Genomic DNA, 18,808 nt, shown 5'->3' on the forward strand with positions numbered 1-18,808 from the left:
AACAAAGTAAGCCCACCGTGTACCGACAGGCAATAACTGCACATCTGGCTGCAACTGCCCTCACAGGAGGGGTGATCCTTAAGCTCACCGGGTCGCAGCCACGCTCCCCGCGTAGGCGGGGATTCTCACCCAGCTCGGATGACATGGAGACCCCGGTGAAGGTCGTAGTGGAGATCGAAGGGGCCCACGCGGGCACAGCCGTCACCATCAATTTCAAGGACGAGCTCGCCCGCGAGCCAGGGGTTGTGTTGCCAGGCAGTCAAGTCGATCCGACCCTCCAGCTCGGCGATGACCTCGTCGATGACGTCGGGTGCGGTCATGGTCCGTGGCAGCGGGAGAGTACAGCCGGCGACGGAGCGACCCAGCCGCCAGCTAGGGGTGGAAGCGGTCGGGATGACTACCCCACCGCCGTCGATCCATGGGGCGAGGCTTAGTCCGTCAGGCGTCCGTACCAGCAGCAAGACCTCGAGGGTTTCGGCGTCGGTGTCGCGGACGTGGCCTTGCGCTGCACGGTCGTCGGCACCTGCGACCCCGCCGGAAAGCCAGCCGATCAGAGGCACCCCGGGCTCGTCCACGCTGGCGAGGCGGAAGCCATCCGCCTTCATCTCCTTGGCGGCGATCTCGTCTCGCTGCTTCTCTTCGGCCTCAACCATCGCTGGCTGCCACGACGGTGGACCGAGGGGCTCACCGCCGTAGGCGGATTGGGTAAGCGGCGCGATGTCCGACGGGATTCGAAGCGGGGCGCCGTCCAGGTGTGGCAGCAACACTGCAGCGCTGCGCAGGAGCATCGCCAACTGGTAGACGCGACGTGAGCCGGCGACAGGGTGCGGCGGTTCGGTGTTCCAGTCAGCGCCGGTGATCCAGCATTCCGGCCTGCCAAGGCAACCGGGGCGACCGTCGCGGGGATGACGGTGGAGCCGGCCGATGCGCTGAAGCACCAGGTCGATCGGGGCCAAATCGGTGATGAGCAGGTCGAAGTCGATGTCAAGGGACTGCTCGGCGACCTGGCTGGCCACCACGACGTGCCGGTGAGGACGGTTGCCGCTGCCGGGTGGCCCGAAGGTCTCTCGCAGCCACCGATCCTTAGCAGCGCGGTCGACAGCCATGAACCGGGAGTGCGCGACCGATACCGGGGTGCCTGGGCCGAGCATCGCACGGAGTGCGGTCGCGGTCTCTTGGACTCGCGCCACGGTGTTGCGGACCACGAGCACGCAACCCCCGTCGGTCAGCCGCTCGCGCAACAGGTCACCCAACGCCGGCAGGTCGTCGTCCAGACGTCGTAGCGTCACGTCGACGTTGCGCCCTGAGTCGGAGCAGCTGGTGGCTACGGCACCCCGATCGTTCGTGGAAACCGTGACCAGGGGGTATCGCAGGTCGGTTCGGAGGGCCGCATACGGGTCGACCTTCGTCTTGCCCCGGTCGCGCCAGGAGGGTGGGGGCAAGGGTCCATGGCGGCCGTTGTCATACGCCGCCATGAGCTCGGCCCGTCGGTGGGCCGGGAGTGTCGCGGAGAGGACGATGACCGGGACGCCATATGCGCCCAGCCACTCCAGCGCCCGGTCGAGGAATCGCCCCATGTAGACGTCGTAAGCGTGCGCCTCGTCGATGACCACGACCTTGCCGGCGAGACCGAGGTGGCGCAGCACCAGGTGCTTGCCGCGCAGCGCTGCGAACAGCAGCTGGTCGATGGTGCCGACCACGAAGCTGGACAACAGCGTCCGCTTCGGGCCGGCAAGCCAACCGTGTACGCCGATGGCCGCGCCACCAGAGTCCTCGCCAATGCCACTCGGCAGGGACGTCATCCGCAGCTGGTCGTACTCGGGGTTGAGTGCCGCCTTCCCGTGCGCCAGCCGTACGTCGCGATCGCCTCGACCAACCTGGGTATCGGGTAGCTGGCGCAACCAGGAGAGCATCCGGGCGAACATGGCATCGCTGGTGGCGCGGGTAGGGAGCGCGAGGTAGCAGCCGGATGCTCCGGTACGCCGCGCCAAGATCTCAACCGCCGCCAGCGCCGCCTCTGTCTTGCCCTCCCCCATTGCCGCCTCGACGATCATCATCCCGGGCGCGGGCATGGACGCAGCCAGTTCAGCGACTGCCCGCTGGACCGGGCGGGCCGTCGCGCCGGCGGGTAGCTCGAATCGCGCGTCGAACAGTTCGTCAACGCTCGCCGGCGGTGCAGCTGGCAGCCACGGCACGGGCAGGTCCAACAATTCCCAACCGGCCGACAACCGGTCGCCGTCCGCGCTGTCCAAGACGTAGGGGAAGAATTCCTCGTTGCTCGCAATCCAGTCAGCAACAATGACCAGGCCCGTGAGAGCAGCCTGCACCGGCTGCGACAGCGGCACACTGCTCCAGTCGACAAGCCGACCTGCCGCACCAGAGCGTTCGGCCATCCAGGTCAGGATCTCGTGCTGCACGTGCTGCCAGGCCTGGTCGCCGAGCAGGTGTCGGCGCACCTGCGCGTCGCAAAGGCTCTCATGGGTTGGCGGGGTGCCGTGGTGGCCGCCGACGACGACCGCGTACGGGTGCGGATCGACCCAGTCTTGCTGCTGGAGCCAGTCGGCCAGAACGAGATGCCCAGCGGTGGCGTGCGGGGCGTACTTGCGGTCGGTACGGATCAGGTCGCGGTCGTAGTGGAGCCCATGGTCACGCATCCGTTCGGCCAATGCGTACGCCTGGCAGGCGAAGGCAGGCGTGGCCTTGCCGATGTCGTGTACGCCGGCGATCCAGACGGCCAAGGTGCGGGCGTCTGCGTCACCTCCGGGCAGTTCGTCCGCGATACGTCGACGAACTGCCGCGCTCAGCCAGTGATCCCACAGCCGTCCGGCCACGTCGGCGGTGTCGGCGAGGTGGCGCCACAGCGGCAGCCACCCGACTGGTGAGGTGCCCGTACGGTCGGTCTTGCCCCAAACTGACCGGGCCGCGTCTCCAAGCTTCGGAGCGCCGGCAGCGATGCGGGTGCTCATCGGACCGCCGGCAGCAGTGAGCTGGGTGTGCCACTGTGCGACAGGTAGAGCACGTCACGAGCGCGGGTCAACGCGACGAAGAGAAGGCACCGCTCTCGCTGCAGATCCTGCTTGTGACCGTGTGGATCCTCCGTCTCCGTCGCCAACGCATACGGCGCCGGCAGCACTCCTGCATCCAGCCCGACAACCGCGAGGCACTGAAACTCCAGGCCTTTCATGCGATGCATGGTGGCGACGTGCACCCCGTCTACACCCCGTTGGTCGTCGGCTACCGGAATGTGGGCGTCGCTCAAGGTCTTGCTGATGGCCTTGACGAGCTGCCCCGTGCGGACGGCTACGCCGATCGCATGCGGCTCTACGTCTTGATCCAGCCAGGTCCCGACGCGCTCGATGAGCGCTTCGAACTCGCTGTCGCGGTCGTCGCAGGCTACGACCTTGGGTACGCCGCCGCGAGTGAGCGAGCGGTAGCCGCGCAGCGTGTCGCCCTCGCCGTCCAGGCCGATGGCGGCGTCGCCGCTGAGGACTTTCACTGAGAGGTCCAGAATCTCATGGGTTGTGCGGTAGTTGACAGTGAGCCGGCGGGTTCGGCCGCGCACTTCGATGCCGAGCTGTGCGAGCGACACGTGGTTGTCGTAGATGCGCTGGTACGGGTCAGCAAGCAGGAACATGTCGTTCGGTCCGGGCGCGACCAGTGCGCGCAGCAGCCGCCACTGTGCGGGGTGGAGATCCTGCCCCTCGTCAACGATGACGTGTCGGTACGGGGGCGGTGACTGCCGGGCGATCGTGGCGGCGTCGTCGGCGAGTTGGGTGTGCGTGCTCAGCCGCCGCTTCGTCAGGTCGCGCCTTACAGCTTCGATCGCGCTCCACACCTGCTCACGTTGGGTCCCGCGGAGCCCTTCGCCGCGGCCCTTGCGGGGGGCGTCGCGGTAGGCCTCGAGGGTGGTCAACTGCTGGGCCAGCACCACCTGCTCCCACTCTCGTCTGAGGAAGGCGGCGCTGAAGGTCCTGACTTGGCCGGTGCGACTCAGGTAGGTCGGACCAGTTTTGGCGGTTGCTTCCCACAACCGATCCGCGGTTTCGCCGTCGGCGACCGTGATCTTCCTGCCGCCCCGAGTCGCGATCTCGTAGGCCAGCTTGTCGACGCTGACCACGTCGATACGGGCCCGAACCGCCGGGTCGGTGGTGAGTCGGTACAGCTGCCTGCCCAGGGAGTCCGCGAGCGCGCGGGTGAACGTGGTCAGCAGCACCTTGCCGCCACCCTTTGGCAACCGCTCGGCGAGAAAGACCGCCCGATGCAGACCAGTAACCGTCTTTCCAGTCCCGGCGCTGCCGGTGACCAGTGCGGGACCGCTGTAGGTCTCTCGGTAGGCCACGTCGCGTTGCGTGGGGTGCAGAAACGTCCGCCAGACGTCGAAGGGGTGAGCGAGAATGGCCGCCAGCTCCACCGGGCCGGAGACGAAGGCGATCCGCTCCGGAGTGCGGTGGGCTGCAGTCAGGAGGTCGTCGGTGTCCACGCCCGACACGATCCGGTCGGCCAGCTCCCCCCAGACTTCTGTCACGGACAGCCCACTGGCCAACCCACGCAGGACGTCGAGCTGCACGTCAGGCAAGCGTGCGCCAAGACTCTCTAGCTGCTGGTCGGTGGCGATGACCCGCAGCAGCGGCACCAGATCCTCGTCCACGCCGAGTCGGAGGAGATCGGCAGATGAGACGCCGTCGAACAGTCCCCCACTCGGCGGTGCTGACGGTTCGGCTCGGCTGAACTCCTCAATACCGATCTGGTCTCGCATCTCCAACACGCCGAGCGCCTGGTTGACGGTGAAGCGGCGACTCACCGCGAAGGCGATCGCGTCGTCGTGCGGCAGGACGTTGAGCAAAGCGTATTTCTGCTCTCCAAGGGCAAGCACGACGCCGCGGTAGAACTGGTCGATGCGGATGGTGCGGATATTCGGGTCGCGTGCGCCGGTCAGCTTCTCCAAGTGCAGGCCAGCGTGGGTGTGTTCAGCGAACCTGCTGATGGCCGCGATCACGGCGTGTTGCACCCGGCGCTGCAGCCTGGCGTAGGCGGGAAGGAACCCCCGCTCGATGGCCAACTCAGCCACACCTCTCACCTTTCTCGTCGCCCGGGTTTGACCGGAGCACACGCCACACCGCACATCGAGGGACAGGGTGGGCGGCGCCAACCACCGCGTGCGCCCGAACCAGCGCAGCGCCAGTAGACCATCTTGTGAACACTGCTTGCAAGTGTCTTGTCGTTCGGAATATTCACCAGATCGGCTCGCGACTGGCCGCGTTGGTGCCCAAGGCAAGGCCTCCAGGCCCGTTATGCTGGGCCTCGTGGCGGCGGGCACGATCCTCAAGGACCGGTACAGGCTGGGTCGGTTTCCGCTGGCGCACAAGGGCATGGGCGAGGTTTGGGCGGGACAGGACGCTCTGCTCGATCGTCCGGTGGTCGTGAAGTTCGTTAACGCCTCCACGCCGGACATCGACGTGGTACGGCGATTCCGCCGTGAGGTCCTGCTGACCGCGCGCCTCGATCATCCCGGCGTGCCCGCCATCTACGACGTTGGTGAGCAGGACGGCCGCCCGTACGCCGTCCTGCAACAGATCCACGGCATCTCTCTGAGTGACCTCGTCGCAGAGCAAGGTCCACTTCCAATCGACTGGGTAGCTGCCATCGGGGCACAGATCAGCTGCGTCCTGCTCGCAGCTCGACAGATCCGTCTGGTGCACAGGGATATCAAGCCGAGCAACGTGATGCTCGACAAGAGCGGCGCCGTGAAGGTGCTCGACTTCGGACTGGCTTCCATTCCTGACGACGACCGCTACTCGCGGATCACCCAGAGCGATCAGAGTCTCGGCACGGTGGGCTACATGGCGCCCGAACAGATCCTCGGCGAGCCCACCGATCACCGCACCGACCTGTACGGCCTCGGGGCCACTCTCTTCGACCTGCTCACTGGACGCCCGCCATTCGATGGGGTCACCACTACAACCACGTTGCGACACCAGCTGGACGATCCGCCTCCGCGCCCGACCCAGATGCGATCGGATACCCCGGCCGTGCTCGATGACCTGGTCCACGCGCTGCTGGCGACTCACCCACAGGACCGACCAGCCACGGCCACAGAGGTCTACAGCGTGCTGGCTCCACTCGCTCAGGACCTGGCGCCGATTCCGGGGGTGCTTGATGACCCCGCCGGGGCCGTACGGGCCTATGCCGCGATCGTCGGGCGAGCACCACTCAAGTCCCCCCTCATGGCAGCGCCCGTTGAGCCGCCCGAATTCGATGTTGAACGGACCGCTGCGCAGGCCGAGCAGTTGCATGCCGCTGGCGAGTTTCGTGCTGCCGCGCGACTGTGGCGACAGCTCGCCGACCACCTCGCGCGGCAGCGGGGCAGTGATGATCCCTCTGTGTTCAACTTGCGACTGCGTGCCGCCCGCGCGCACGTACCACTTGGCGAGCATGACCGCGCCTTGCGCCAGCTCAACCTGCTGCTTCAGGACCGCATCCGGGCGGACGGACCCGGGCACGCCGCTGTGCTGGACCTTCAGCAGGAGATTAAGCAACTCGGTAAGCAACACCCCGCTCCGCGGCAGTCCTCGCGACACGAGGCAAGGTCGGATCGCTGAACCACCGGGGTAGCAGCGCCGCCTTCTGCTCGGGAAAGCGGGCTCCCCGGTAATGAAAGTTCAGGGCGCAGTTCTGCCCGCGTGTTTCGGTCGTCAAGGCGCGTCGAGCCAGAGACGAGTACATGCTGCTGTGCTTCAACCATGCCGCCTCTTCGCCGTGCCGATCGAAGCCACGGCCGCTCGCCGCATGCCCGAAGACATCGTGGACCGCGCGGAACATGTCGTTCTCATCGTCAGTGAGGTATGGGTGCGGGTTGCTACTGGCAGCGCTAGCCCAGACGTTCAACCTTCGCCGCCGCACGTCTTCGACCATGGATCCGACATCCCTGTACGGATCCTCGTCGACGATCCGCACCGACAAACCGAGACCACCGAACTCGATGCGGCCTACTAGGAATTGGTACTGCTGCACGGTCTCCCGACAGAACGCGGCGTACGCAGGGCAGGCCCGATCGTCTCGAACGGGCGCGGCCATGTACGCGTCCGCAATGGCCATGCCGACGACCGGGTCAAGGCGCACTTTCGCGTACGCGTTCGGAAGGGTAGTGCCCACAGAGCCCCGGCGATACCGCCGTGCGCCGTCGTGCACGTAGGTGACCGGCGTAAAGGTCGGGGACGGAGTTGCCAGCAGCGTGGGTGCGAGCAAGGGTGTTCATGGTCCTCCTTCGATAGTCGGGTTGGCGGATCAGGTCAGGTCAGGTCAGCGAGCTTCTACGCCCTCTCGCGCAGCGAGCGCCTCCGGACCTTGGTTGGGCTGCGTGCACTGCTCGCGACGCAGCATCTCGCCGAGCACGCGGATCTCCGACGCTCGACGGTTCTGGTGCAGCTTTGCGAACTTTCCGATGGTGGTGCTGTGCCCACGACGCGGCATGGGAGCCTCCTGTATGAGTCGTGAATCGAACCATCAACAAAGTACACGGCTGTGAACCGTGTGCACAATGCCTTTGCTGATGGTACCGTTCACGGGTGATTCGAGAGCCGAGATCGGCCGCCAGCGACGCCACCCTGACCGCCAGCGGCATCGCGCGGCTGGCCAACGTCGGCCGGGCCGCGGTGAGTAATTGGCGGCGACGCTACGCGGACTTCCCGGCACCCGTCGGCGGCACACCGACAAGCCCATCCTTTGACGCACGCGAGGTGGAGAGCTGGCTTCGTCGTCACGGCAGGCTCCACGAGGCCGGAGCTGAGCAGTGGGCCTGGCGGCACATCGAGAGCTATCAGCCCGCTGCGCGGATCAGTGACGCGCTCAGCATCGCCGGCGCCTACCTGCTCTTCCGGTCCGACCGGCCCGAGACCGCACCTGACAGCCTGCCTAATCCACGAAAGCTTGTCACGCACCTTCGCGCAATCGACAGGGATCTGGCCGAGCTAGTCGACGACGTGCTGCCGAAGCAATGGACACCGCAGCTCACCACTCTGTTGAGCTCGCTCGACCAACTCGGCCGAGAACAAGAGCCGGAGGCCGCCTTCGAGTACCTGCACAGCCAGTACGTCGCCTCGGCTCACTCGCTTTCCGGTCTTGCCGGCACACCTGACGGCGTTGCAGAAGTACTACTGAACCTCGCCGGCACCGGAGCCCGCACGTTCGACTTCACCAGCGGCACCGGATCAATCCTGCGGATGGCCGCCGACCGGGCAGTCCAAAACGCTAGCGTCACCCGGTGCTACGCACAGGAGATCAACCCGCAGTACGCCCTGATCACGCTGCTGCGGCTCTGGTTCGTCCACCTGCGCGCTAGGCGTGCCGGGCACACAGCGGACCCTCCCGTCGTACACATCGGCGACAGCCTTCTCGCCGACGCCTTGCCCGATCTACAGGCCGACGTCGTCGTGGCCAACTTCCCGTTCGGCATTCACGATTGGGGCCACGATCGCCTCGCCTACGACCCTCGCTGGACCTATGGCCTACCACCGCGCACCGAGCCCGAACTCGCCTGGGTACAGCACGCCCTGGCCCACCTCTCCCCCGACGGCACCGCTGTTGTTCTCATGCCCCCGGCTGCCGCTACGCGGCCAGCCGGCCGCCGTGTACGTGCCGAACTGGTCCGCCATGGGGCGCTACGGGCGGTCATCGCTCTACCTGCCGGTCTGATGCCACCAACCGGTATCGGACTCCACATCTGGGTGCTCAAACTGCCCGACCTGCGTCAGCCACATGCTGGAGCCCTACTTTTTGTCGATACCACTACCGCACCAACCACGCGGGCGATCGCGGACGTCGCTGGCGCCGCCTGGCACGCCTACCTCTCCGACCATTACGTCGAAGAGCCCGGCGTCCACCGCGCCATACCCGCAATCGAGGTGCTCGATGACCAAGTCGACCTCACACCACAGCGCTACGTGCCCCGATCCGATGAACTCGCCACCAACCCGGCAGAGACCATCGCCAGGATGAACGACTTCGACCAACTACTGGAACAGGTACGACACAGCCTGCCGGCGGTGCAAGAGGTGGACACAGCAGCGCTTCGACTCGCCCCCCAGGCCGACATCGCCGACCTGATTCGGTCGGGCGGCATGTCCATACGGCGCGCGGTTTCCCGTAGCCGATCAGCCCACACCCCCGCGAGCGCCTTGGTGCTGACTGGAGCCGACGTCCTGGCCGGTGCCTCGGCCACCGGCACTGCGACCCGTGCCTCAGACGACGACGCCGGGCCGGAAGTACAAGCCGGAGACATCCTCATCCCAGTTGTCGGACGCAAAATCAGCGCCCGAGTAGCCACCCCAGAACAAGTCGGCGCCGAGCTCGGACCCGGCGTACAGCTGCTCCGCGTCGACCCGGCCCGATTCGATCCCTGGTTTGTCGCTGGCGTCATCTCCCGCACAGACAACCTGCGCGTCGCGGGCCGCTCATCGAGCACCGGCAGCGGAGCCCTGCGCATCGATATCAAACGGCTCGCCATCCCGGTACTGCCGCTAGACCGGCAGCAGGCGTACGGGAAAGCCTTTTGCCAGCTTGTTGAGTTTCGGACCCGACTCGATCGGGCCGCAGCAACCGGGGCCGCACTGGCCCGCGAAATTGGCGACAGCCTGACCGCCGGCGCCCTCGGTCCCCCGTCCTAATCAGACCGTCTACGTGCGGCCCACGTGTTCGTGTCCGAGCCGCGGATTCGCCACCGCTTCTTAGGCGCCGGTGTACGTGGCCTCACCTCCTCGCCGCGCCGGTGGGGCAGCCATAAGCGTTGCTAGTCGCTGCATGGGAGACTCATCAACTACGCTGCAGTAGGGGTCGTTTACGCTCGAGGACATACTCCCTCAGCCAAGACCAAGTGAGACGATCTTGCGGGCCTAGTGAATGAAAACGGCGGAGTTGATCTATAGCGCCGCAGGTCAGGAAGTCTGCTCCCCGCGCACGCGGGGGTGATCCCGTCATTCCGGCCCCGGTGCACACCCGGGAAAGCTGCTCCCCGCGCACGCGGGGGTGATCCGCAGGCGGGGGAACGGGCATGACAGGTTGGGCTCTGCTCCCCGCGCACGCGGGGGTGATCCAGCCCGTCTCCGCGAAGCGCCTCGGGATGGACCCTGCTCCCCGCGCACGCGGGGGTGATCCGGGCGGAGCGCGCGTCCGGGTGGGCGGCCAGCACTGCTCCCCGCGCACGCGGGGGTGATCCGGGCGGAGCGCGCGTCCGGGTGGGCGGCCAGCACTGCTCCCCGCGCACGCGGGGGTGATCCGGCCTGCGCTGCCCGGAATCCGCTCTGCATGGTCTGCTCCCCGCGCACGCGGGGGTGATCCGGCGCAGCACTGGGACTGGATCACCTACCTGCACTGCTCCCCGCGCACGCGGGGGTGATCCCCGCTGGCGCCCCGGCGAGTCCCGTCGAAGGGACTGCTCCCCGCGCACGCGGGGGTGATCCCGCCACCCAGTACGGGCCCTGCGGGGTGGACAGCTGCTCCCCGCGCACGCCTGCTCCCCGCGCACGCGGGGGTGATCCCTGGGCCCGCGCGTACAAGGAGTTCCTCGAGCACTGCTCCCCGCGCACGCGGGGGTGATCCCGGCGAATGACCCAGGCCGAAGCGCCCGTGCACCTGCTCCCCGCGCACGCGGGGGTGATCCCCGGCGTCAGCCCGGCCCGCGTATGTCCGATGCCTACTCCCCGCGCACGCGGGGGTGATCCGGTTCCCCTAAGGTTCGGTCCGCACAGCTGTTCCTGCTCCCCGCGCACGCGGGGGTGATCCTAGGGGAGTGACGAAACGGGGGTCACTTCGTCACTGCTCCCCGCGCACGCGGGGGTGATCCCGGCGTCCACCGGGCCCTCCTCTCTTCTTGTGCCTGCTCCCGGCGCACGCGGGGGTGATCCGCAGGACTGGTGGAACAACTTCCACTCGGAGCGCTGCTCCCCGCGCACGCAGGGGTGATCCCTTGATGCCGTGCAGCTCGGCCGCCTTGTGGATCTGCTCCCCGCGCACGCGGGGGTGATCCGCTGGCCCGCAACATCGGGGACGCCCTGGAGGACTGCTCCCCGCGCACGCGGGGGTGATCCCCGGCCCGGTTGCGGGTTCGAGTCCCGCCTAGGCTGCTTCCCGCGCACGCGGGGACGATCCCAGCGCCGGCTGCTCGTAGCCCCGCAGGGAACCCTGCTCCCCGCGCACGCGGGGGTGATCCGGACCCCGTGGCGTGGGAGGTCCTGATGGCCGCCTGCTCCCCGCGCACGCGGGGGTGATCCGTTCACCAGCGCGTCGGGCCTGGTCGGGCCGCACTGCTCTCCCGGCGCACGCGGGGGTGATCCCCGGACCCCACCACCCGGCGTGAAGCCGATGTCATGCTCCCCGCGCACGCGGGGTGATCCCACGCCCTCGACGCGTTGCGCGAGTACCGACGCCTGCTCCCCGCGTACGCGGGGGTGGTCCCGCCTGGCCACGCCACCAGTCGAAGTGCTTGCCTGCTCCCCGCGCACGCGGGGATGATCCGCACGGCACGTTCGCCGACAAGGCGTATCAGCACTGCTCCCCACGCGTGTGGGGGTGATCCCGCCACGGGGTTGACTTCGTGGTCTCGGGTACGGCTCCCTGCACATGCGGTCCGCCACCGTGTAGTTCGGAAATGTCGTCTACCGGCCGCCGTGGCTCCGAGATGCTCGCCTTCCACATGTCAGCGGGCCCTTCCCATTCGATCCTTCGTTCGCGTTGACACCGCTGATTGAGGGAGGTCGCTCGACGCATCCACTTGGCGCATGCCAACGCAGAAACACTGAGCATCCTGTCTGCCATCGACCCGCCCATCGGGGAGCAGGCCACCGCCCGGCCCGCCACGGCCCTCGAACCTCGACGCCCCGTTCGTACGCTGGCGGGCCGGGCGGTGGTCTGCTCGGCTTGCCCGGGTCGATGGCAGACAGGATGTCGTCACCGCAGCCACCCACGGAGCCGGCGGCCGCGGACGACCTTCGGCCATCCTGGAGCCGGAGCGCCCCCGCCGGAGGCGCCGTAGCCGCGGCCCTCGCGGCGGCCGACCCATGGCACGAACGCCTCGTGGTCCTGATTAGGGCAACCTCTTTCATCGTGCTGCCGTGTGCCACGGACAGTGCCCCGGTGAAGGTGTGCGCGCTACTACCGGTGTGGGCATCGGTGACGCCTGACCTCCGTCGATAAGGCCAGGTCCAGCACTGCGCGTCACGGACTGGGTGAAGGATGCGCTCACTACGGTCTGGTTGGATGGTGACGCAGCCAGGCCGCAGGGGTTGTCGCCAAACGATCTAGAAGCGAGGCGAACAGAGTCTGCGGCTGCAGTCCCTCCTGCGTCAGGTGCGTACGTCGTCGAAGATCGCCTCTCTCGCGGCGCGGGCGAGGGTGGCTTGGGTGTTCGCGCGGATTCCGATTCGGTTCATGTGGAAGATGATGTGCATCGCGATGATGCCGCGGATTCCTTGGGTGAGCTTGCCCAACTCACGGAGGGTGCGCAGCGCCTTCCCGGCGTCTTCGAAGGCGCTCAGCCAAGCGCTGGTGACGCCGCCTATGCGAGGTGAGCCGAGTAAGAGGCGGCGTACGTCGGCGGTCAGATCAACTGCCGTCCGCAAGCCCTGGGTGCGTCCTGGGCTGGCCAATGCACCCCGCTGATCGGCGATCTTGGCCCATACGTCGCCTTGCTCGTATATGTCGAGGCCAGCGGCGCGCATGAGCGCAGTACAGAGGATGAGTGCGTGTTCCCGCCGGTCGTCTGCGTTGTCGCTGAGGTAGTCCAGGAGGTGGCGGCTGTCGCGGTGGAACAGGGCGTGGGCGGCGTTCATGCTGGCGGAGCCACCGAAGGCGTGGATCTCTGGTTCGTAGATGTCGGTGGTCCAGGTGACGCTGTCGGTGAGCGGTAGGTGCGCCGGATCGCTCATGGACGTGGCGGGAAGGTAGCGGATCCGCCACGGGCCTTTGCGAATGAACCACCACAAGGTGATGAGGCCTTCGGCCTCGGCAACCGGTAGCACGCGGGTGAGGTGTTCGACGGCTTGCCTCTCCCGTTCTCTCGGGTCTGGGCTGAGGAAGGCGATGTTCACCTGCTTCCAGGAGGTCTGTTCCACGAGTGCCGTCCGATTCGTGTAGGCGGGTTAGCAGAGGAGCAGGCAGGCATCCCATGAGGTCCTCGTGACCCCGGTCGCGGCCAAGGCGGCGCCGGACGCCCCGTCGAGGAAGCCCGCGGGTCCGTCGGCCGCGTTCGGTGCCTGCCGGTGGAGACGCTGCAGTGGCGCGAGGGGTATGGGTGTCACTGCGTCGGCGGCGACGCGACGGGTGGTCGCGAGGAGCCCGGCGGTTCCGTGGCACAGGCTGCGCTCGGTGAGTTGACCGATCTGGGTCGGGTCGTTCAGGCAGGCGATGAGTGCGCCCTCAGCGAGGTGTTGACGTGTGGTGTCGCCGAGGGCGAGCGCGGTGAGTTGCTGGGCGCGGGCGATGCCGGGGGTGCCGTAGCACCAGGATGGTCGGAGTGGTCTGCGCTGGCTCGGGTCGCCGCGGCGGAGGTCGTCGAGCGTGAGGGTTTGCGGCCACCACGGTCCGGCGTTGGTGTGGCGTTGCCAGGTGTCGAGCCAGTGGCAGATGCGGCCGATTGCCTGGGTGTGTCCGTCGACGGTGGTGCCGTCGCGGAGGGTGAGAGCCAGGAGTGCGAGTGGGCCGGTGATGCCATGGGCGATGCCGTGGTTGCTGTGGCCTCCGGCCGGTGCCGCTTCGCCGTGGTTGGGGCCGTGTGGGCACCACCACCCGGGGAGCGCGCCGATGGGTTCGGTAAGTCGTACAAGGTAGGTCAGTACCTCGCGCAGGAGGTCGAGGTGCCCGATGCGACGCAGGGCGACACCGAGGCCGGTCAGGCCGCGGATGAGGTCGAATTCGGCGTACGGCGGTTGTTGACGTTGGTCGATGCGGCGGTGGGCGGCGTGCAGTCGTCGGCGGGTCACCGCGGCGGTCCCGGCGGCCGCGACGGCTTGGGCGCGGGCGAGCGCGGGCCGGTGGGAAGCGGCGAGGACAAAGGCGAGCGCGGGTACGCCGTAGTAGAGGCTGGCGTTGTCGGTGGCGCTGACACCGCCAGCGCAGGCCGCCTCGAGCGCGGCGTATGCCGCCTCCCACCTGCCGGTCTCGAGGTGCCACAGAGCGATGCCAACTGCCCCGTCGGCGAGTGACTGTCCGGACGTCATGATCGGCCGCGGATGAGGGTGGTGTGGGTGACGGCGCGGGCGAGGCGGAGACAGTGCCTCTCGGAGGTAAGGTCGACGCCGATCATACGGGCGTGGTGCAGGTGAAGCAGGTCGGCCAGCACCTGGTCCGGGTCGAGGCCGTCTCGGTCGACGAGTGCCCGGTATGCGGCCAGCGCCATGGTGAGCGCCTTCGTCAGGTCATCGTCTCCGTGGAGTTGGCGGGCGTGGTGGAGCTGGTTGGGGTCTAGGCGTGGGCCGCTGCGGTGCGGGACGTGTTGGGCAATCCAGCGTGGGCCGTCGCCGGTGAAGCCGTGGGCAATGGTGATCATGTGGGCGGCGGTGCTGGCCGGCCGGTCGCCGGTCAGGTTCGCGAGGACGGCGCGGGAGTCGGCGGCGAACACGGCTTCGGCTGCGGCGAGGGTGGGTCCGGTGCCGTGGCGGGTTTCGGGCCGGTAGGTGGCCAGGCCGTAGTCGGCCAGCAAGCCTTGTCCGTCCAGCCGCTCGGCCCAGACGGCAACGCCGCGGGTAACGGTGGCGAACTGGTCGGCGTCGCTCAGGGGGATGCGTAGCCGCAGGTGCGGTTCCGGGTCGGGGTAGCGCAGGAACCACCAGCCGGCCGGTAGCGGGTTGGGATGGTTCGACAGGTCGGCGAGGATGTGCTCGATTCGGCCGGTAACGCGTACGTCCAGCCATGGTGATTGACCCGGGCGGTGCTGCACGGTGCTGGTAGGCCGCGCTGGTCGCGGAGGTGGGTCGTGCAGTGGCGGGGTGCGGGTGAGTGTGAGCAGGAGTTCGGCGGGCCGCCCGTTGATCCAGCCAGCCGGTCCGGGGGCCTCGGTGAGTGTCGCGGTTTTGTGCCGGTCGAGGTGGCGGCGGAGCAGCGCGACGTGCGCAGGATCGTCCAGGTCGAGGCGTAGCCGTGCGTCGTCGTTGCCAATGAGTACGTCTGCGGGTAGCCGTTGCTGTTCTCGGTGCCGTTGCCAGGCGGATCGCCACTGCTGCCACGGCTCAACCCGCCCGGGTAGTGCTGCCGCGGTAACGACCCAGCGGGCCGGATGCAGGATCGACCGGCCCTTCCGCACGCGTGGCAGGAACGGCAGGTTCCAGCACCTGCCCCAGTCGAACGGAACACACGGGGCCGTCCATGCGATGGGGATCTCCGTCAGGAACCGGATGATCGGCTGTTGGAGGGCCGGTAGTAGTAGGGAGTTAAACAGCATTGGTTCAACGGGCCGTCCGGTGGTGCGGGACACCAGCCACAGCCGGTGACCGTCACCCGTGACGCACAGGTCCGCGAGAGTCCACCTCGGATCGGGGTGAAAGTCGCCGACAGGCAGCACAGGCAGCAGCTCGGGGGCGCGGGCGAGTGCGGCGAGCCGGCTGCCCAGTGGAGGACCGGAGATCTGTACCGCATCCGCGCCGGGCAGCGCTGTCGGCAGGTAGGCGTAGACATCGGCGAACAGCGCGAGTTCGGCCGGGTTGAGCAGGTGCAGAAACCGGGCCGCCGCGGTGCCGGCATGGCGGGCACCGCTCACGACCGTCAGCAGGAAGTCGCCTCGGTCGAGGTCCCGAAGCGCCTCCGCGGCGAGGGCGAACTGGAGTTCGGTATGTGGGACCGGAGGCCGATCGTCGTCGCCGCGCAATCGGTCGACAAGTCCGGCGTCGAGCACCACTTCGGCGCAACCCTGCAGTGCCGCCTGCTGGGCGAGCTCCGCGAGGAGGATGTCGCGGGCGGTCAGGGTCGCCGGGTCGAGGCGCAGCGACCCCCGGTAGCCGGCGGGAAAGCCCAGGACACGCAGAACGTCGTGCAGCGGTACGGCTGCGCCCGGGCCCCACCGCTCGATGAACGCGGAGTGATAAGCGGCCCAGCCCGGTAGGCGCGGCGCCACATTGACGAGTACCGTGGCGGCCTCGCACGCCTCGCGGATCACGGCCGGCGGCAGCGTCACGGAGCAGTCGATGCGCAGGTCGACCTGGACGCGGTCGCCGGGGTCGGGCAGGTCGATGTGTTGGCTGAGGTGAGTGACGGGGTCGGTCGTCGTCACCGGTGGCCGGATCTCGGATACCAGGACACCGGCGGTGACGAGCGCGGCCAGCAGTCGCTCGGCGCCGGCAGTTCCGTCGGGCAGCTCCGGGGCCGTCCGGTCGACCATCTGAACGGTCAGGTCGGCGAACGGGATCGGTGTGCGGGCGAGTTGCGTCGCCCGTCGTATCGGACCGGTGAGGTCGACTTCGACGTCGTAGATCCGGTCATCGTCGACGTGGCCGCAGGGCACCACCCACGCCCCGCCGCGTCGATATCCAATCGGGTTCGTGACGACCTTCAGCGAGCGGAGCACGTGCAGATCCCGTTCGGCCTGGGCTGTGTGCTCGGCGATGAACTGGCCATCGGGGTTCTTGACCTCGCAGTGCGCCTCACCCCAGCGCACCTGGGCGCGGGAACCGAACTGCACGGGAGCGACTCCCGCGAACCGGCCGAACGGGGTCGCCCGCGTCGTCCACCTCAACAGGTATCGAACTGTCGCCTCGACCGTCCGGCGCAGCCGCGCCCCGGTCACGACTTCGCCGCTGAGCACACGGGCGATCTGCTCGGCGAGCTGCGGTGCCGCGTGGGTGACAGCCGCAACAAACGCTGGTAGTGCCCATACCTGTTGCAACCACTCCTGCCATTGATCCGGCTGCTCCGCGGCCAGGTCGGGCCACCTCGGCACCGTCAGATCTGAGGGGTAGGAAGCTGCCCTGATCAGGGCTGCACCAGTCGCCTGAAACACCTCGCGCTCCTTGAAACCGGCGGGGCAAGGGAAGGATCGAGGGCGGGGCCCGGCCCGTTCAGGGCCGGGCCCCGCCAGGTGCCGTGACTGCTACTTGCCGCCGCCGGAGCAGGCGTTCGAGCCGGTGTTGCCCGAGCCGCAGCCGTCGTCGGTGGCGGTGGCGTACGCGCTCAACGCCGGGCCGGCATCGACCAGCCGGAGATTGAGCTCGCCCTCCACGTAGTCCGGGCTCACCTCGTACTCGTCGACCTCCATCAGGACTCCCTTCCCTCAGTGGTGAAGGCCAGGACGAGACGGCTGTGCCGCTTGTCCACGGCCGTCCCGGCAGGCAAGTCGCCGTCGGGGGTCTGTGCAGGCAGGACGTGCAACACCGGCGCGGGACAGCCGGCGTTCACCCAGGCCCGCATGTGCTCGACCATTCGTTGGGCCGCCTCAGCCGCCGCGGAGGTCGCCGGGCCGTGGGCGTACGCGCCCAGATCGAACGCATCGCCGGTCCACCGCAGCTCCGACCGGTAGGCGAGCGTGCCCTCGTGCAGTACGGCCGGGGTCCCGAACCGCCAGGACGGCGCGACGACACCGGATGAGATGGCCGCATCTTGAGCGGTCAGCACCACGAACTGCTGTCCCACGTCGGCGGTGCGGCTAGCGAGCCACAGATCCAGGTCCGCAAGCACGGTGGGCGGCGGCAGGCTCAGCCCGGCCCAAGCCTCCTGCCGTGGCGTCTCGAGCAGACCGTCGAGGCCCGGAGAGTCGAGCCGCTGGCCCTCATCGAGGCGCAAGTGGACCCCGTCGGCCACATCGACGTACTGCACGTCGTACGCGCCGTCGCCCTGTACTGGCACGAACCCGCACTGTCGCTCGCTCACGCTGACCAGGCCGCCACCGGCACGGCGCAGCGCCCACGATCGAGTCATCCCGAACGTACGCAGTGGCACGACCAGGACACCGTCGTCGGTGAGCTGCTCGCGCCACGCCGGCGGGATGTCCCACGCTCCAGCGGTGACGATGATCAGGTCGTACCGGCGGCCGGAGTCCACAGGGTGCTCGGCGTCCGCGCACACGACCTTGACGTCGTCGTAGCCCGCTGCCTTGAGGCACTCGACTGCCCGATCTGTCACGTCCGGGTCGATGTCTACGGTGGTCACGGAACCGACCGCGCCGACGAGCTCCCGCAGCAGCGAGGCGTTGTAACCGCCGCTGCCGACCTCCAGCACGTGACGGCCCTTCAGACCGCCCAGCGCATCGGCGGCCTGACCGAGCATCTCCGCGATGAGGAACGGCGCCGAGACCGAGCTGATGTTCTCCTCACCGCGCCGCTTCGTGATGATCGCCCTGTTCTCGTACGCCTCCTCCGGGGGAAGACCCGGCGTGAACAGCTCACGAGGTACCGTCCGCATCGCCACCTCCACCTCCGGCCGCAACGTCAGGCCCTTGTCGGCATGATCAGCAACCAATTGATCGACCATCGCTCGCCGCAGACTCTCGCTGTTGATCATCTCGACGCTCATAAACGTCACCTCCGAAAGTTCGAGCCGCTGCGGCTCACGGCGGCTCAATGCATCCACCGACCACCCGCTCCGGGAGCACCCGAGCCGGTCGCGCTTCCAACTGATGGCCGGTAGGTGCGCGTCTGCGGAAGACCCAGCGCTCACTGATCCGATGCCATAACTCCGTGTGGTCAGACTCTCGCACCTTGCAGCGGCCGGGAATGCCTACTTAGGGTCCGACCTTGTGTGCCGACCTTCGGTCCGACGTAACGCGCTTCGGGGCACAAGAGGTGCTCCTGCCGCTCTTCAGGGCGCCTCACCGGGCCAAGGGACTGCGCGGGGG

General features: G+C 68.1%; 10 protein-coding genes and 1 CRISPR repeat array. Of the genes, 3 read left to right on the forward strand and 7 right to left on the reverse strand.

The window, feature by feature from the left end:
- Window positions 1-125 precede the first annotated feature (125 nt).
- Together IF22_RS0111440 and IF22_RS0111445 are read right to left on the reverse strand one after the other, a co-directional pair.
- A complete protein-coding gene (locus IF22_RS0111440) occupies window positions 126-2,966 on the reverse strand; it encodes a CRISPR-associated helicase/endonuclease Cas3 (protein ID WP_030331055.1) in 2,841 nt (946 codons plus the stop codon).
- The gene (locus IF22_RS0111445; protein ID WP_030331057.1) at window positions 2,963-5,068 is read right to left on the reverse strand and encodes a UvrD-helicase domain-containing protein; all 2,106 of its coding nucleotides are present in this window, start codon (window positions 5,066-5,068) and stop codon (window positions 2,963-2,965) included. Before IF22_RS0111445 ends, IF22_RS0111440 begins: the two co-directional genes overlap by 4 nt.
- Window positions 5,069-5,303: 235 nt before the next feature.
- On the opposite strand from IF22_RS0111445, the gene IF22_RS33015 reads away from it, so the two are divergent.
- The 3 genes from IF22_RS33015 (at window position 5,304) to IF22_RS0111455 (ending at window position 9,662) form a co-directional block, all read left to right on the forward strand.
- On the forward strand, window positions 5,304-6,599 hold the full coding sequence (locus tag IF22_RS33015; RefSeq protein ID WP_245233604.1) for a serine/threonine-protein kinase: 1,296 nt from the start codon (window positions 5,304-5,306) through the stop codon (window positions 6,597-6,599).
- 157 nt (window positions 6,600-6,756) lie between these two features.
- A complete protein-coding gene (locus tag IF22_RS34965) occupies window positions 6,757-6,993 on the forward strand; it encodes a hypothetical protein (protein ID WP_156057457.1) in 237 nt (78 codons plus the stop codon).
- Between the two features lie 572 nt (window positions 6,994-7,565).
- Window positions 7,566-9,662 carry an HsdM family class I SAM-dependent methyltransferase gene (locus IF22_RS0111455; RefSeq protein ID WP_081883793.1) on the forward strand — a complete coding sequence of 699 codons (2,097 nt, stop codon included), beginning with the start codon at window positions 7,566-7,568 and terminating at the stop codon, window positions 9,660-9,662.
- Between the two features lie 276 nt (window positions 9,663-9,938).
- A CRISPR array of direct repeats spans window positions 9,939-11,328; the repeat unit is 28 nt; unit sequence CTGCTCCCCGCGCACGCGGGGGTGATCC.
- A gap of 1,007 nt (window positions 11,329-12,335) precedes the next feature.
- Here the strand turns inward: IF22_RS0111455 and IF22_RS0111460 are convergent.
- From IF22_RS0111460 to fxlM, 5 genes are all read right to left on the reverse strand, one after another.
- Window positions 12,336-13,103 (reverse strand): thiopeptide-type bacteriocin biosynthesis protein, encoded by a 768-nt coding sequence (locus tag IF22_RS0111460; RefSeq protein WP_030331063.1) that lies wholly within the window; start codon window positions 13,101-13,103, stop codon window positions 12,336-12,338.
- Window positions 13,104-13,130: 27 nt separating this feature from the next.
- Entirely contained in the window at window positions 13,131-14,207 is a 1,077-nt protein-coding gene (locus tag IF22_RS0111465; RefSeq protein WP_030331065.1) for a lanthionine synthetase C family protein, read from the reverse strand.
- The gene (locus tag IF22_RS0111470) at window positions 14,204-16,978 is read right to left on the reverse strand and encodes a lantibiotic dehydratase (protein WP_030331067.1); all 2,775 of its coding nucleotides are present in this window, start codon (window positions 16,976-16,978) and stop codon (window positions 14,204-14,206) included. Before IF22_RS0111470 ends, IF22_RS0111465 begins: the two co-directional genes overlap by 4 nt.
- Before the next feature lie 90 nt (window positions 16,979-17,068).
- Window positions 17,069-17,233 (reverse strand): FxLD family lanthipeptide, encoded by a 165-nt coding sequence (locus IF22_RS34335; protein ID WP_081883794.1) that lies wholly within the window; start codon window positions 17,231-17,233, stop codon window positions 17,069-17,071.
- Entirely contained in the window at window positions 17,233-18,486 is a 1,254-nt protein-coding gene (gene fxlM / locus IF22_RS0111480; RefSeq protein WP_030331070.1) for a methyltransferase, FxLD system, read from the reverse strand. Before fxlM ends, IF22_RS34335 begins: the two co-directional genes overlap by 1 nt.
- Window positions 18,487-18,808: the final 322 nt, after the last annotated feature.

Source organism: Micromonospora parva (assembly GCF_000718515.1).
GTDB lineage: Bacteria > Actinomycetota > Actinomycetes > Mycobacteriales > Micromonosporaceae > Micromonospora > Micromonospora parva.